Genomic DNA, 16,588 nt, shown 5'->3' with positions numbered 1-16,588 from the left:
AATCAAACCGGTAAACTTCAAAAGGGAGCGTATTCTACCTAGAAATTGGCAGAAGATAAATGATTAAACAGTGGGCAAGATCTAAGTATGTGATCTCTAATAATATAAAGGATCTTTTAAAGAGATCTTTTATTACTATTACTACTACTGATCGACTTTTCTGTTGATAAGGTTTAGATCTTCATTAAAAACATCAAATTAGATCAGATCTAAAGGTGTTAATATGATCGGATCATCCCGCAAATAAGCTCTGATCAAAAAGGCACTTTATGCACAGGGCTGAATCAGTTAGATCTTATCCCATGGATAAGCATGCTTTAAAAAGCAGTTTATTCAATCTTTATCCACAAAATCTATTAAATTATTAGTAAATTGTGGGTAACTTTATATGTAACTTTTTACTTGATCTCTCTATTTTAAGCCTGTTTTGGTTATCCAAGAGTCTAACCATGCTAATGCGGTGTCCTCTGGTAGTGCTTCATCGAGAATATTAAGCTCTAAGCGTTCTGCTACTTTTATAGCGCCTTTTTGAGCTAATAAGGCATCTATATTACGTCCAGCTTGGTTGTAAGTGTCATAACTGGTATCACCTAAAGCGATTACTGAGTATTTTAATTGAGATAAATCATTAGCTTGAGTCACATCTTCAACAAAGCTAATAAAGTTTTCAGGGTAATCACCTGCGCCATAAGTAGATGTGCAAATTAACCAAATGGTATTTTGCTGATCAATATCGCTAAATTCAGGTTGATCATGTAGTTGTGTAGTAATACCAAGGTTATTTAGCGCGTCGCTTAGTTGCTCTGCAACATACTCGGCTGATCCCATTTGGCTGCCAACAATAAGATTTACTGAACTCATGAATATTAGTGATCACATTTGTTTTAATTGCTGACTATGATAACTGAGTGAGGGTAACAGTAAAGTTAAGAGTGCCATTTTGTATAACTATTTTTGCAGTAATTTTACACTCATTCAAAAGCGTTTCTTTAAGTTGTTGATAATATAGGGTTTAACAAATTATCTTTAAATGTAATCTTCTGATCAAGTTGTTGATAACAGTGGGGAAAGCTCTGTTTAAATAGGCTTGTTAGGTTGTTTTATATCCGCTAAGTTATTGATATTTCTAATCAGTAAAAAGTTGAAATAGTAATTTATATATTAAAAGTAGATGTTGATCATAATGTGGATATAAAGCCTGTTGATAACCTCAAGTTTAGATCTAAAATAAATTTTTAAAATGATCTAATAAAGCAGATCTAATGAAATTAATTAAAAATAAGCTCATAAACGGATAAATATTAATAAATAGTGAGGTTTTTTCAGCTTGTTTACCTGTTTTTGGTATTTGTTTGAGCTGAAAATTAGGTATTGTGGATAAGTGATCTCGGTATTTTTAATTTTATGCGAATTTAGAGCTGCTATTTTTTTTAATTTTGCTGGTTGAGTTAGCAGATCAAAACTTTTTAATACTTAACTGTTGAGCTTTTTATTTAAATAATCACAGTGATCATCAAATCATATATTTAAAAAGTAAGCTTTTTAGAGCATTAACCAGTGTTTTTTAGCTCTTTAATTGAGCAAAAACATCATTCTTTGCGTGTATGAGGTGTGTTTTAGTGCATTTTTGTGGGCTAAAGTAAGTATTAGAAAGCCATTTATAACTACTTTTTGTATGAAGTATAACGCTTTAAAAGTGTGTTATTGTTTGAAAAATGTATCGGTTTTGTATTAATAATAGGGGTAATTTACGCTATTAATGCCTCTAAAGAGTATATTCCACATTGTTTAATCTACGTAATCAGACCTCTCTTAGCACGTAACTAAGGTAGCTTTGAATATGATTTATCGACTGTAACTCTCAGGTATTAGACGTATAAATAGCATATTTTAAAGCCTAATTTTTTATATGAAAAAGAGCACCTGAGTGCTCTTTATAATAAGAATATGCTTGTAATAAGGTGTTTATTTACCAATACAAAACGAGCTAAATATCTTTCCTAGTAAATCGTCAGAGGTAAATTCACCGGTTATTTCATTCAAATACTGCTGTGTTAAACGCAGTTCTTCAGCCAGTATTTCACCGGCAATGTGCATTTCTAATTGTGTTTTACCGGTATCTAAATGATGAGCAGCACTTTCCAGTGCATCCAAATGACGACGGCGCGCCATAAAGCCACCTTCAGTTGCACCTTGAAAGCCTATACAGGCTTTTAAATGCTCGCGAACAAGTTCAATACCGTCAGCATTTTTGGCACTTAAGCTGATGACCGGGTATTGTTGCTCTTGCTCCATACCGACAATATCGCCCGACAAATCGGCCTTGTTTCTGATGACTGTCACGCCCATACCTTCTGGTAATTTTGCCATAAACTCAGGCCAAATTTTGTGTGGGTCGGTATCTGTAGTATCGGTGCCATCAAGCATAAATAAAACGCGATCGGCTTGGTTTATTTCATCCCATGCACGCTCAATGCCTATTTGTTCTACGCGGTCTGGGCTTTCGCGCAGGCCTGCGGTATCTATAATATGCAGTGGCATACCATCTATATGTATATGCTCTCTTAGTACGTCGCGAGTGGTACCGGCTATTTCTGTTACTATTGCGGCTTCACGACCAGCTAGAGCGTTGAGTAGGCTTGATTTACCCGCATTTGGGCGACCAGCAATAACAACACGCATACCTTCGCGCATTATGCTGCCTTGCTTGGCTTGATTAGTTACAGTATTAAGCTGGGTAATAATGGCGTCTAAGTCGCCTGACACTTTACCGTCAGATAAAAAATCAATTTCTTCATCAGGAAAGTCTATTGCCGCTTCTACATACATACGTAAGTGAATTACTTTTTCTACGAGTGTTTCTATGTGCTTAGAAAATTCACCTTGCAGCGACTGTAGGGCGCTTTTAGCGGCTTGTTCGCTGGTGGCATTAATTAAGTCGGCGATGGCTTCTGCTTGTGTTAAATCAAGCTTGTCGTTCATAAATGCACGTTCAGAAAACTCACCTGGTTTTGCTAAACGAACGCCCTCGATTTTACTAATTTCTTTAAGTAACATATCCAGTACTACAGGGCCGCCGTGGCCTTGTAGCTCAAGCACATCTTCGCCTGTAAATGAGTTAGGACCTGCAAAGTAAATGGCAATACCTTGATCAAGTTGCTCGCCAGCTAGGCTTTTAAATGGCACGTAATCGGCGTAGCGAACTTTAGGAATTTTACCTACCACTTTTTTGGCAACGCTTTTAGCAAGGCTGCCTGAAACGCGAATTATACCAACGCCACCACGTCCGGGAGCGGTTGCTTGTGCTGCAATTGTATCTTGATTGATCATGCTATTAATTTGCCAACGATGAGTAACTTTATGGCGGTATTGTAACCTATGAAATAAACACTCGCGAATACTCTGGTGAAAAACAGGCAATAAAAAAGGCGACCTAAGTCGCCTTTATATAAGTAATATACCCAAGCCATCTCAAGATGCGAGTTTCAGTTGGAGTTAAAAGCTATTTAGGCAAGGCATTGATTGAGAATAATAGTGGTTCTATTGTTAAAATCAATAACGCAGTATAAATCGCTTTTAAACCAACCCTTTGGGCGTTTCACAGGTACTTAATTTCATCGTTGTTACTTTTTAAAAGGGACTGCCATTCTTGCAAAGTAACGCCTTGATCTTAAGCCCCTGTGAAACGCTTGTGAAACGCTGAATTTTGCATCTTGATGCGGCTTGGGTATAGGCGCTAGCCTCTTACTTTAATTCCTTTCTTTTCCATGCCACGGTAGATGATTAACATCTGGACAATAGAAATAAGGTTAGACACTAACCAGTAAAGAACTAAACCCGATGGGAACCATAAGAAAAATACAGAGAAGATAACCGGCATAAAGGTCATCATTTTTTGCTGCATTGGATCAGTAACCGTCATAGGTTGTAGCTTTTGCGTCACAAACATACTCGCACCAAATAATATTGGCAATACGTAGTACGGGTCTTTCGCAGAAAGGTCAGTTAACCAAAAAATGAATTCAGCATGGCGAAGTTCAGTAGACTCTAAGAATACGTAGAACAAGGCTAAGAAAATTGGCATTTGTAGCAAAATAGGGAAACAGCCACCCATTGGGTTAACTTTTTCTTTTTTGTACATTTCCATAGTTGCTTGACCGAACTTTTGACGGTCATCACCAAACTTTTCTTTAAGAGCTGCCATTTTAGGTTGTAGGGCACGCATTTTTGCCATTGAGGTGTATTGCGCTTTGGTAAGTGGGTACATTAACGATTTAACGATAATAGTGATGGCAATAATTGCAACACCCCAGTTACCTAAAATGCTGTGTAACCATTTTAGTAATACAAATAAAGGCTGCGAGATAAAAAATAACCAACCGTAATCTACAGTTAAATCTAGGTCTGGGTGAATCGCTTCAAGAATATCCGATTCTTTCGGGCCCATGTAATAAATAGCAGTTAGTGTTTGCTCACTACCTGCTTGAATATTAACAGCTTCATCTTTAGCACCAATAATAGCGGCATTACTTTTTGTAATTAAACTATAAAGTGTATTTGATTGATCCTGCATTGGCACCCAAGCACTTACAAAGTAATGCTGGATAAACGCAACATAACCACCTTGGGTGTTTTTGTTTAGGTTTTTATCAGCCATATCTGAAAAACTATACTTTTCGTATTTTTCTTCATCAGTACCGTATGCAGCGCCTAAATAGTTTTGATCAACCATGCTGCCTTTTTCTTGTACTGTGCGCTTAATTTGCGTGTATAGCTGTACTTGAAGCGGTGCGCTGGTGGTGTTGTTAATTTTGTATTCTAAGCCTACGTCATACTGACCTTTTTTGAATACATACGTTTTAGTAAAACTAACACCATTACGATCTGTAAACTGAAGTGGAACGCGAAGCTCATCACCCGTTAAGGTATATGACTTTTGTTCGGTATTGTAAGTAGGGCGACCGTTAGCTGATGCGTCAGGGCCATTTAAGCCAATTAAGCCACTTTGTGAAAAGTATTGTTTGCCATCAAACTCACCAAGCAACATAAAAGGAGTGTTACTTCCTTTGGTGTCTTCGTATTGAAGAAGGTCTGTTTCAACAATGTCACCGCCTTTGGTGTCAATTTTAACTTTAAAAACGTCAGTTGTGATTTCAATAACTGAACGTTTAGCTAAAGTTGCTGAAGTAGGTAATTCTGAATCTGATGATGAAGGAATATAATCATCCGACTCTGGTGAATTTGCTTTTAGTGTTTGTGTTGTGGCACTTGGATCGACTTTAGGCTTGTTGTAATCATTGTCCCATTCTTGGAACAATAAAAACGACACTAGCATTAGGCCAATTAATAAAAACGTGCGTTGCGATTCCATAACAGCTCTTATTTCTCGTGTTGGTGGTTAATATGGGTTAATTTTTCAGGGACGGGGTCGTCTCCGCCTGAATGTAAAGGATGGCATTTTAATATGCGTTTCAAAGCTAACCAACTACCTTTTACCGATCCATGCAATTTAATTGCTTGAATAGCATAACTAGAACAGGTTGGATTAAAACGACAATGCGGACCTAACAGCGGGCTAATCCACTTTTGATAACCGCGGATAAATAACACTAAACAAAAAGTTGGTAAAGCAACAAGTGGTTTAAGTAACCTCATGATGTTTATGCCCCTACTTAAGTTTAGTGAGATAGATATCATGTATTTAAAGACTCAATTAGAAATTTTAAATGCATGATTAAAAGGTGAGCTAAAGATACATTAATTAACCCTGCAATTCTATTGCAATTAGGTTTGTTTATTAGATTTAGCTGATTTGTTTGGGCGTTTCTTAAAAGGTGACGGTTTAGGTGCACCTGGTTTACAGCGTTCGTTAATTTTTCGCCATAATTTAGTAAGTTGTTTGGTTATTTCTTCATTAGACTGATCATCAATACCATTTTTAACCATAAGCACAATATCAATATTATCGATGCTGTGTTGATTTAAACGAAAACTTTCGCGAGCGAGACGTTTAATACGGTTTCGTTGGCATGCCTTTTTTACACGTTTTTTAGCAACAGTAAGTCCTAACCTAGGTTTATCTTGGTTATTTGGTTTAGCTAATAGAGTAAAGAAAGGAGTTGCAGCCCGAGCGGGTTCATTAAATATGCGAGAGTAATGCGAGGGAGTTAACAGACGTAACTCCCTGCCAAAGCTAAAGTCTTCCACTTATAAATTAAGCAGAAAGAACTTTGCGGCCTTTAGCGCGGCGACGTGCTAATACTTTACGGCCATTTACAGTTGCCATGCGAGCACGGAAGCCGTGTGCACGTTTGCGTTTTAAAACGCTAGGTTGAAAAGTTCTTTTCATAACAATCTCATCCGATCGGTTAAAGTTAAAACATCCTATACAGGTCGCGATCCTGGCATAGGTGCCATTGCGAGCGCGAGATATTATAGATGAAGTGACTCAAAGTCAATCATAATTACAGCCTATACTAAGTGTTAGTTACTCTATTCATGGTGATCGAGAATTATGATCCACTAGGATCATCATAAATAAGAAGTTTTCCACAGCCCCTGTATAAAAAGTGAATAAAAGCAGGGGAAAAGTAAAATGGATCGTAAAATTGGTTCGCGATCTTAGTGTTATTTTGTTATGATCTGTCATCAGGCTTTGAAATAAAAGCTTATTTAAATCAGTCTGTTAATGTTTTTATACAGCGATATCAACAATTTTATAAAAATCAATCTTTTACTTGTGGATAAAGTGTCTTCATAATACGCGGCCTTGGGCCACTTATTTGGCTATTTTGACGCAATAAATGCATGATTTTTAATCATTAATGATGTGCGGGAATAAAAATTATATCTCTGGGAGTTTAACTGTGTATCTGTCGGTTTGGCAAAGTTGTTTATATGTATTGCAAGATGAATTGCCTTCGCAGCAGTTCAGTATGTGGGTAAGACCACTTCAAGCAGAAAGTACCGAAGATACCTTGACGATTTATGCACCTAATCGCTTTGTGCTTGATTGGGTGAGAGAAAAGTACCTCAATAGAATTAACGAACTATTAGTAGAAATTTGTGGTGTTGAAGCACCAGAGCTGCGTTTTGATGTAGGAAGTAAACCTTTATTAAACGCTCAAGCTGCACCTGTTGCAGAAACACAATCTGCGCCAAGCGCACACGCTTCAACAAAACAGCAACCTCGTGAGCAAAAGCCGGTGGTTGAGCCTGCACCTAAGTCAGGTTACAAATCTAATATTAAAGAGAACTATACCTTTGATAGCTTTGTTGAAGGTAAATCAAACCAATTAGCAAAAGCTGCGGCCACACAGGTTGCCGATAATCCTGGTTCTGCTTTTAACCCTGTATTTATATACGGTGGTACTGGTTTAGGTAAAACTCACTTATTACATGCAGTAGGCAATGGCATTATGGCAAATAAGCCAGACGCTAAAATTGTTTATATGCATTCAGAACGCTTTGTTCAAGACATGGTAAAAGCACTACAAAATAACGCAATTGAAGAGTTCAAACGTTATTATCGCAGTGTTGATGCATTAATGATTGATGACATTCAATTTTTTGCTAACAAAGAGCGCTCCCAAGAAGAGTTCTTCCATACCTTTAATGCATTGCTTGAAGGTAACCAACAAATTATTTTAACCTCTGACCGTTATCCTAAAGAGATTGAAGGCGTTGAAGACCGCCTTAAATCACGTTTTGGTTGGGGTTTAACTATCGCGATTGAGCCACCAGAGCTTGAAACACGCGTTGCTATTTTGATGAAAAAAGCACAGCAAAGTAAAATTAATTTACCACACGAAGTTGCTTTTTTTATTGCTAAAAAGTTACGCTCAAATGTGCGTGAATTAGAAGGTGCACTTAACCGTGTAATCGCCAATGCTAACTTTACCGGTCGTCCAATTTCGATCGATTTTGTAAAAGAAGCACTGCGCGATTTACTTGCTTTGCAAGACAAACTGGTTACGATTGATAATATTCAGCGCACCGTAGCAGAGTACTATCGAATTCGTGTATCAGATCTGTTGTCTAAGCGCCGCAGTCGCTCTATAGCAAGGCCTCGCCAAGTTGCTATGGCATTATCTAAAGAATTAACTAATCACAGCTTACCTGAGATTGGTGACGCATTTGGTGGACGCGATCATACGACCGTATTGCACGCATGTCGTAAGATAAAATCACTACGTGACGAAAGCCACGAAATTAAAGAAGATTATCAAAACTTAATAAGAACATTGTCATCTTAGGGCTGACTTTATTATGCAAATAACAATATCAAGACAACAATTTTTAAAGCCATTGGTGCAAGTGTCAGGTGCAATAGAGCGCAAACACACACTACCAATTTTATCTAACGTTTTGTTAGTGGTAGAAAACGGACAACTTTCAATGACAGGTACAGACCTTGAAATTGAATTAGTTTCTGGCGTATTTGTAGGTGACGATATTGCCGATACAAAACTAACGTTACCCGCTAAAAAGTTACTCGATATTTGTAAAAGTCTACCAGACGGTTCAGACATTACTTTAAGCTTGCAAGAGCATCAATTACTTTTAACCAGTGGTAAAAGCCGTTTTTCATTAACGACATTATCTGCTGATGATTTTCCTAATCTAGAAGAGTGGGACGGAGAGGTTGAATTTCAACTAACTCGTCTAGAGCTTCGTAAGTTACTCGAAAGCACGCATTTCTCGATGGCGAATCAAGACGTACGTTATTATTTAAATGGTATGTCGTTTGAAGTAGACAATACTGATATAAAAACAGTCGCAACAGATGGCCACCGTTTAGCGATTGCGCAAAAACAGCTAACGCAATCGCTTAATACTCAGCGTCAGTTAATTATACCTCGTAAAGGTGTGCAAGAAATAATGCGCCTTATGGTCGCTGATGACGAGTTAGTAACAATTCAGTTTGGCGCTAATCATATCCGTATTATCGATTTAGAGTTTACATTTACAAGTAAGCTAGTTGATGGGCGTTTTCCAGATTACCGTCGTGTATTACCGCGTGGTGGCGACAAAGTTATTACAGCTAACCGTGAATGGCTACGTAATGCATTTCAACGTGTGTCTATTTTATCTAATGAAAAGTTTCGTGGTGTACGCTTAAACTTATCAAACGGTTTATTAAAAATTACGGCTAATAATCCAGAGCAAGAACAAGCGGAAGAGGTTGTTGAAGTAAGTTACCAAGGCGCGGATCTAGAAATAGGCTTTAACGTGTCTTACGTATTAGATGTACTAAACACATTAAAAACAGAAGACGTACTATTTACATTAGCCGACTCAAACAGCAGTGCATTAATTGAAGGTGCAGGCGATGAAGAAGCAATGTACGTTGTTATGCCTATGCGTTTATAAGACTATAAATACACAATGAGCTTAAGTCATTTGAGCCTCAAATATTTTCGTAATATTGAGGCGCTGACGCTAGAACCAGTTAACGGCGTTAATATAATATATGGTGAAAATGGCAGCGGAAAAACCAGCCTTTTAGAGGCTATTTATTACCTTTCTCACGGCAAATCTTTTCGTACTCCAAAACACAAAAGTATTATCGCGCATCAGCAAGATCAGTTTGTAATTCACGGGCGCAAAACAATACACGACTTATCTATTCCAATTGGTATTAGTAAAACCCAAACGGGTGAAACTAATTTAAAAATTCAAGGTAAGGCGAGCCGTAAAATATCAGAACTTGCTCAACTTATGCCGGTACAAATTATTACACCAGAGAGCTATTCTTTATTTTTTGGCGGGCCAAAAGAGCGCAGAAAGTTTTTAGATTTAGGTTTGTTCCACGTGGAACATGAGTTCTTTTTTTTGTGGCAATCGTTTAATAAAGTACTTAAACAGCGTAATGCATTGTTAAAAACTAAGCCAAAGAATTATTTTGACCAAATTAAGTTTTGGGACAAAGAATTTGTTAGACTGGCTGAAGAAATAAATAAATTAAGATTGGCGTATATAAGTAGGTTTAAGCAGCAGTTTTTTGATAAAATGTGTGCAGAATTAACGCTTGTACGCGATTTAGAAATGACCTTTAATGCAGGTTGGAAAGAGACTGAATCTCTTGCAGATGCGTTAGAGCAAAACTTTGAGCGAGATGCTCGCCAAGGGTTTACAAGTAAAGGGCCTCATAAGGCCGACTTTAGTTTTAGTGTCGCTGGCAACAGTGTGGAGAATACATTCTCACGCGGTCAATTGAAGTTATTACTATATGCGTTAAAAGTTACGCAAAATAGCTTAATTGAGTCAGAGACAGATAAGCAATCTATATTGCTAATAGATGATCTACCTTCAGAGTTAGGCGAAGATACAAAAGAGAAAGTGGGACAATTACTTGCTCACTGCAGTTCTCAAATTTTTATCTCTTCAATTTTATCTGAAAGTATTTCTGCTGTGGTGGAACCCATGCAACGAGAACTACAAATGTTCCACGTGAAACATGGCAACCTAATAACAAGATAAGTGGGATTAACCATGTCTGAGAATTATGACTCGTCGAGTATTAAAGTACTTAAAGGATTAGACGCAGTAAGAAAGCGTCCTGGAATGTATATTGGGGACACCGATGATGGCACAGGCTTACACCACATGGTGTTTGAGGTCGTTGATAACTCTATCGATGAAGCCCTAGCAGGTCATTGTGATGATATTTATGTAACTATTCACTTAGACGGTTCTGTCTCAGTACGGGATAACGGCCGTGGTATCCCAACTTCTATCCATGAAGAAGAAGGCGTATCAGCAGCCGAAGTTATTATGACGGTACTTCATGCTGGTGGTAAGTTTGATGATAACTCTTATAAAGTATCGGGTGGCTTACACGGTGTTGGTGTTTCTGTTGTAAATGCACTTTCAGAAAAACTAAAACTTACCGTTCGCCGTGAAGGTAAACTACACGAGCAGTTTTACACTATGGGTGTTCCAGATGCACCTTTAGCTGTTATTGGTGACTCAGAAACGACTGGTACAGAACTGCGTTTTTGGCCAAGTGGTGAAACATTCACAAACTTAGATTTTCATTACGAAATTTTAGCTAAGCGTTTACGCGAGCTTTCATTCCTCAATTCAGGTGTGAGCATCATTTTAAATGATGAACGTGAAGAAAATAAATCTGACCACTTTAAATACGAAGGCGGTATTCAAGCTTTCGTAGAATACTTAAACCGTAATAAAACACCTATACATAAAGGTGTATTCCATTTTACTCATGAACGTGAAGAAGATGGTATTAGCGTTGAAGTATCAATGCAGTGGAATGATGCATACCAAGAAAACATTTACTGTTTTACAAATAATATTCCACAACGTGATGGTGGTACTCATTTAGCCGGTTTTAGATCTGCGCTAACACGTACGCTTAACAACTACATGGAAAAAGAAGGCTTTAACAAAAAAGCTAAAACAACCAGTAATGCGACCGGTGATGATGCCCGCGAAGGTTTAACGGCTGTTGTTAGTGTTAAAGTTCCTGATCCTAAGTTCTCATCGCAAACAAAAGATAAGCTCGTTTCAAGCGAAGTTAAATCTGCGGTTGAGCAAGCAATGGCTGAAAAGTTCACTGAGTTTTTATTAGAAAACCCAGTAGATGCCAAAATTGTTGTTGGTAAAATCATTGATGCATCTCGTGCACGTGAAGCGGCGCGTAAAGCCCGTGAAATGACACGACGTAAAGGTGCAATGGACTTAGCAGGCTTGCCGGGTAAGCTAGCTGATTGCCAAGAAAAAGACCCAGCCCAATCTGAACTATATATAGTGGAAGGGGACTCTGCTGGCGGATCAGCCAAGCAGGGACGTAACCGTAAAAACCAAGCTATTCTTCCGCTTAAGGGTAAAATCTTAAACGTAGAAAAAGCACGTTTTGACAAGATGTTATCTTCGCAAGAAGTAGCAACGCTAATTACTGCATTAGGTTGTGGTATTGGACGTGACGAATATAACCCTGAAAAATTACGTTACCATCGTATCATTATCATGACCGATGCGGACGTGGATGGTTCTCACATTCGTACGTTACTACTAACATTCTTCTATCGTCAAATGCCTGAAATTGTAGAACGCGGCTATATTTATATTGCTCAGCCACCACTTTACAAAGTGAAAAAGGGTAAGCAAGAGCGTTATATTAAAGATGATCCAGCATTAGTTGAATACTTAACATCGCTTGCGCTTAATAATGCGGCTTTATATACAAGTGCAGATGCGTCGGCGCTTGAAGGTGAAGCACTAGAGACAATAGTTCATGATTACCAAAACACAGTTAAAGTAATCGAACGCTTAAAACGTAAATACCCAAGTACGGTAATGGAGCGTTTAATTTATCAAAGCGAACTGAAAAAAGAAGACCTTTCAGATGAAGCTAAAGTAATTGAGTGGACTAAAGAGCTAGTAGACGACCTAATAGCACGAGATGAAGATGCGACTATTTTTAATGCTGCAACAGAGCATGATACAGAGCGTAATTTATATTATCCGGTTGTGAATATTCGTCAGCATGGTGTTGATAAATCGCATGTGTTGAGCTATGACTTTATTACCTCACGCGATTACCAACGTATTGCTGTGACTGGTGTTAACATCGCAAATATCATTACAGAAGGCGCTTATATTCAACGTGGAGAGAAAACACTTCCTGTTGATAACTTTGTGGATGCTTTAGAATGGTTGATAGCAGAATCTAAACGTGGTCTATATATTCAGCGTTATAAAGGATTGGGCGAAATGAACCCAAGCCAGCTTTGGGAAACCACAATGGATCCTAGTGCTCGTCGTATGTTACAAGTGACGATCGAAGATGCCGTAGGCGCGGATCAATTATTTGCTACCTTAATGGGTGACCAAGTAGAGCCTCGTCGTGAGTTTATTGAAACTAACGCATTGCGCGTAGTTAACTTAGACGTATAAAAAGAATATTTACACCAAAAAAGGAGCCTGATGGCTCCTTTTTTATTTTCTTCAATTACACAAACTGCTTAAAACCTGAGTGTACACACGGTATACTAAAGGTAATTTTCACGCTACTTCTTAGATAGTAAAAAGCCAAATATGCAAAAATATGACGTAAAAACCTTTCAAGGTTTGATCCTGGCTTTACAGGATTATTGGGCGCAGCAAGGCTGTGTCATTATTCAACCACTTGATATGGAAGTGGGCGCAGGGACATTTCACCCGCAAACATTTTTAAAGTCTATTGGTCCAGAACCAATGTCGAGCGCGTACGTTCAACCGTGTCGTCGTCCTACAGATGGTCGCTACGGTGAAAACCCAAATCGCTTGCAACACTATTACCAATTTCAGGTGGTTTTAAAGCCATCACCAGATAACATCCAAGAGCTTTACTTAGGCTCGTTAGCGGCTATGGGTATCGATACGCTAACTCACGAAGTTCGCTTTGTAGAAGATAACTGGGAATCACCTACGTTAGGTGCGTGGGGCCTAGGTTGGGAAATTTGGTTAAACGGCATGGAAGTAACGCAGTTTACCTACTTTCAACAAGTTGGTGGTATTGAGTGTTCACCTGTAACGGGTGAGATCACTTACGGCCTAGAGCGTTTGGCAATGTACATTCAAGGCGTAGATAGTATTTACGACTTAGTATGGGCAGACGGTCCACTAGGGCGCGTAACCTACGGCGACGTGTTCCATCAAAATGAAGTAGAGCAGTCTACTTACAATTTTGAACACGCAAACGTAGAAGACTTATTTGCACAGTTTGATAAATGTGAAGCAGAGAGCCAAAAGTTAATTGAAGCAAACTTACCACTACCTGCTTACGAGCAAGTAATGAAAGCATCGCATGCATTTAACTTACTAGACGCACGCCACGCAATTTCGGTAACCGAACGCCAACGTTATATTTTACGCGTTCGTGCGTTATCAAAAGCGTGTGCACAAAGTTACTATGACAAACGCGAAGCGCTTGGTTTCCCGCTGTGTAAGGATAAGTAAGTATGTCAGCACAAAATTTATTAGTAGAAATTGGCACAGAAGAGTTGCCACCAAAAGCACTGCGTAAATTAGCAGAAGCCTTTGCTGCAAACTTAACTGCAGAGCTAGAAACACTAGAATTAGCACACCAAGGCGTAAGCTGGTATGCATCGCCTCGTCGTTTAGGTTTACAAGTAAAAGCGCTTGAAGCTAAGCAACAAGACAAAGAAGTTGAAAAGCGTGGTCCAGCCACTAAAGCTGCATTTGACGGTGACGGTAACCCAACAAAAGCAGCAATGGGTTGGGCACGTGGTTGTGGTATTGAAGTAAAAGACGCACAAACACTCGAAACTGACAAAGGCGCTTGGTTATTGCACATTGCTAAAGTAGCAGGGCAAGAAACTAAAACGCTAATGACAGATGCTATCACTAAAGCGTTAAGTAAATTACCAATCCCTAAACCAATGCGTTGGGGCGCGAATAAAACACAATTTATTCGTCCTGTGCATACGGTAACTATTTTGTTTGGTGATGAGTTACTTGAAGGTGAAATTCTTGGTAAGAAAATAACTAACCAGCTTCAGGGTCATCGCTTTCACCACCCAGAAAAAATTAGCATAAACCATGCGGACGACGTTTTTGACGTACTTAAATCTGCTTACGTTATTGCCGATTACGAACAACGTAAAGCACAAATTCGTGCACAAATAGAAGAGGCTGCAAGCGCAGTTAACGCTGTTGTTGCAATGGATGAAGATTTACTAGAAGAAGTAACATCACTTGTAGAGTGGCCAGTGACTTTAACGGCAACATTTGAAGAAGCATTTTTAGATGTACCAGCCGAAGCGTTAATTTACACCATGAAAGACGATCAAAAATACTTCCCGTTATTAGATCAAAACGGCAAACTTTTAAATAAGTTTTTGTTTGTATCTAACATCGAAAGTAAAGATCCAAGTGTGGTTATTTCTGGTAACGAAAAAGTAGTGCGCCCGCGTTTAGCCGATGCACAGTTCTTCTTTGAAACAGATAAAAAGAAAACCCTAGAAAGCCGATTAGAGTCGCTTGATAGCGTATTGTTCCAAAAGCAACTTGGTACGCTTAAAGATAAGTCTCAGCGTATTAGTGAGCTTGCAGGTTATATTGCTGAGCAATTAGGTGCTGATAAAGACCTAGCGCAGCGTGCAGGCTTATTAAGTAAAACTGACCTAATGACTGAAATGGTAATGGAATTTACCGACGTACAAGGTGTAATGGGAATGCATTACGCTCGCCACGATGGTGAAGCCGAAGATGTAGCCGTAGCGCAAAACGAGCAGTACATGCCACGCTTTGCAGGAGATAACTTACCAACAAACTTAATTAGCTGCGCAGTAGCGATTGCTGATAAGTTTGACACGCTGGTGGGTATTTTTGGTATAGGCCAAGCACCTAAAGGTGACAAAGACCCATTTGCTCTTCGTCGTGCTGCTATAGGTGCACTGCGTATAATGGTAGAAAAAGAACTACCACTTGATATTTTAGACCTAGTAGCTAAATCGCAAACATTGTTTGGCGACAAGTTAACTAACTTAAATGTATCAACTGACGTATTTGAATTTATGCTAGGGCGCTTCCGTGCTTGGTATCAAGACGAAGGTATAGAAGTAGACGTAATTCAAGCAGTGCTTGCACGTCGTCCGACTAAACCTGTTGATTTTGATCGCCGTGTTAAAGCCGTAAGCCACTTCCGTACATTAGACGCAGCAGAAGCGCTTGCAGCAGCTAATAAGCGTGTAGGTAATATTCTGGCTAAAAACGATATTACCAGCCAAGGTAGTGTTGATGAGAGCTTATTAAGCGACGACGCTGAAAAAGTATTAGCATCACAAGTAGCAAAATTTGCCACTGACCTTGCACCACTTTACGCAGATGGAAACTACCAAGAGGCATTAAGCCAATTGGCAGGTATTCGTGAAAGTGTTGATAACTTTTTTGACAACGTAATGGTTATGGCCGACGATGAAGCTGTTAAGCAAAATCGTCTTGCGCTTTTAAGCCAGCTAAGCGGATTGTTTTTAGGTATTGCAGATATTTCTGTTTTACAAAAATAACACCGATTAGCAATTTTAAAAGCCAGCGTTTTGCTGGCTTTTTAGTTTTCACTGTATGCAAAGGAAACCCCATTGATGATTTCTATGAAACGAATATTAACCTTAGCAATTGCTGGTTTACTTACTGCCTGTACTAGCCAAATCTCTATTAACGATGTTTTACCACAGCAAGAGCTTGACCGCACAATTTACTTACGTGGCGACTTTACACTGTGGGATGCAGAACCCCAGTATCAGTTTGCACCAGTTGGCCCTGCGCTTTATCAAGCACAAGTGAAATTTTCGACGCCTGGTAAAGTGTACGAATTTAAAATAGCCGATGCCGACTTTAGTGAAGGCTACAACTGTGGTTACAGCGACTCACAACCAGCAGGGCAAAGCCTAACACTCGGCCAACCAGCTATCGCAGACTGTAATACTATTTATAACTACTTTAGTTTCACACCAGCAATAAAAGGCACATACATAGTAAGTATTGATTACAGTGACTACGACAAGCCACAAGTGACGATAACGAAGAAGTGATAGCTGTATTTTTAAAGCTGCCCGAG

At 38.9% G+C, this 16,588-nt stretch carries 13 protein-coding genes; 7 read left to right on the top strand and 6 right to left on the bottom strand.

Going from position 1 to position 16,588, the window contains the following annotated elements:
• Nucleotides 1-411 precede the first annotated feature (411 nt).
• From mioC to rpmH, 6 genes are all read right to left on the bottom strand, one after another.
• Nucleotides 412-861 (bottom strand): FMN-binding protein MioC, encoded by a 450-nt coding sequence (gene mioC, locus DO88_RS04515; protein ID WP_007377656.1) that lies wholly within the window; start codon nucleotides 859-861, stop codon nucleotides 412-414.
• 1,104 nt (nucleotides 862-1,965) lie between these two features.
• Nucleotides 1,966-3,330 carry a tRNA uridine-5-carboxymethylaminomethyl(34) synthesis GTPase MnmE gene (gene mnmE, locus DO88_RS04520; RefSeq protein ID WP_033040359.1) on the bottom strand — a complete coding sequence of 455 codons (1,365 nt, stop codon included), beginning with the start codon at nucleotides 3,328-3,330 and terminating at the stop codon, nucleotides 1,966-1,968.
• 406 nt (nucleotides 3,331-3,736) lie between these two features.
• The gene (yidC, locus tag DO88_RS04525) at nucleotides 3,737-5,371 is read right to left on the bottom strand and encodes a membrane protein insertase YidC (protein ID WP_033040343.1); all 1,635 of its coding nucleotides are present in this window, start codon (nucleotides 5,369-5,371) and stop codon (nucleotides 3,737-3,739) included.
• An 8-nt stretch (nucleotides 5,372-5,379) separates the two neighbouring features.
• The gene (gene yidD, locus DO88_RS04530) at nucleotides 5,380-5,655 is read right to left on the bottom strand and encodes a membrane protein insertion efficiency factor YidD (protein WP_008138026.1); all 276 of its coding nucleotides are present in this window, start codon (nucleotides 5,653-5,655) and stop codon (nucleotides 5,380-5,382) included.
• A gap of 129 nt (nucleotides 5,656-5,784) precedes the next feature.
• Nucleotides 5,785-6,207, bottom strand: coding sequence for a ribonuclease P protein component (gene rnpA, locus DO88_RS04535; protein WP_033040341.1), 423 nt, complete (start codon nucleotides 6,205-6,207; stop codon nucleotides 5,785-5,787).
• A gap of 7 nt (nucleotides 6,208-6,214) precedes the next feature.
• On the bottom strand, nucleotides 6,215-6,349 hold the full coding sequence (rpmH, locus tag DO88_RS04540; protein ID WP_004335215.1) for a 50S ribosomal protein L34: 135 nt from the start codon (nucleotides 6,347-6,349) through the stop codon (nucleotides 6,215-6,217).
• Between the two features lie 517 nt (nucleotides 6,350-6,866).
• Here rpmH and dnaA point away from each other — a divergent pair.
• The 7 genes from dnaA to DO88_RS04575 all read left to right on the top strand — a co-directional run bounded on the left by dnaA (nucleotide 6,867) and on the right by DO88_RS04575 (nucleotide 16,562).
• On the top strand, nucleotides 6,867-8,255 hold the full coding sequence (dnaA, locus tag DO88_RS04545; RefSeq protein ID WP_007377652.1) for a chromosomal replication initiator protein DnaA: 1,389 nt from the start codon (nucleotides 6,867-6,869) through the stop codon (nucleotides 8,253-8,255).
• Nucleotides 8,256-8,268: 13 nt separating this feature from the next.
• Nucleotides 8,269-9,372, top strand: coding sequence for a DNA polymerase III subunit beta (gene dnaN / locus DO88_RS04550; RefSeq protein WP_007377651.1), 1,104 nt, complete (start codon nucleotides 8,269-8,271; stop codon nucleotides 9,370-9,372).
• Between the two features lie 15 nt (nucleotides 9,373-9,387).
• Complete coding sequence (gene recF, locus DO88_RS04555) at nucleotides 9,388-10,482, top strand: DNA replication/repair protein RecF (RefSeq protein WP_033040339.1); 1,095 nt, start codon at nucleotides 9,388-9,390, stop codon at nucleotides 10,480-10,482.
• 12 nt (nucleotides 10,483-10,494) lie between these two features.
• Nucleotides 10,495-12,921: a DNA topoisomerase (ATP-hydrolyzing) subunit B gene (gene gyrB, locus DO88_RS04560; RefSeq protein ID WP_033040338.1), complete on the top strand. Its 2,427-nt coding sequence runs from the start codon at nucleotides 10,495-10,497 to the stop codon at nucleotides 12,919-12,921.
• 141 nt (nucleotides 12,922-13,062) lie between these two features.
• Complete coding sequence (glyQ, locus tag DO88_RS04565; RefSeq protein WP_007377648.1) at nucleotides 13,063-13,965, top strand: glycine--tRNA ligase subunit alpha; 903 nt, start codon at nucleotides 13,063-13,065, stop codon at nucleotides 13,963-13,965.
• Nucleotides 13,966-13,967: 2 nt separating this feature from the next.
• Nucleotides 13,968-16,037, top strand: coding sequence for a glycine--tRNA ligase subunit beta (gene glyS, locus DO88_RS04570; protein ID WP_033040337.1), 2,070 nt, complete (start codon nucleotides 13,968-13,970; stop codon nucleotides 16,035-16,037).
• A 75-nt stretch (nucleotides 16,038-16,112) separates the two neighbouring features.
• Entirely contained in the window at nucleotides 16,113-16,562 is a 450-nt protein-coding gene (locus DO88_RS04575; protein WP_033040335.1) for a hypothetical protein, read from the top strand.
• Nucleotides 16,563-16,588: the final 26 nt, after the last annotated feature.

This window comes from Pseudoalteromonas sp. S3431 (genome assembly GCF_000690035.1).
GTDB classification, from domain to species: Bacteria; Pseudomonadota; Gammaproteobacteria; order Enterobacterales; family Alteromonadaceae; genus Pseudoalteromonas; species Pseudoalteromonas fuliginea.
The sequence above is the reverse complement of the archived record's forward strand: the minus strand, read 5'-3'. Positions and strand labels throughout refer to the sequence as shown.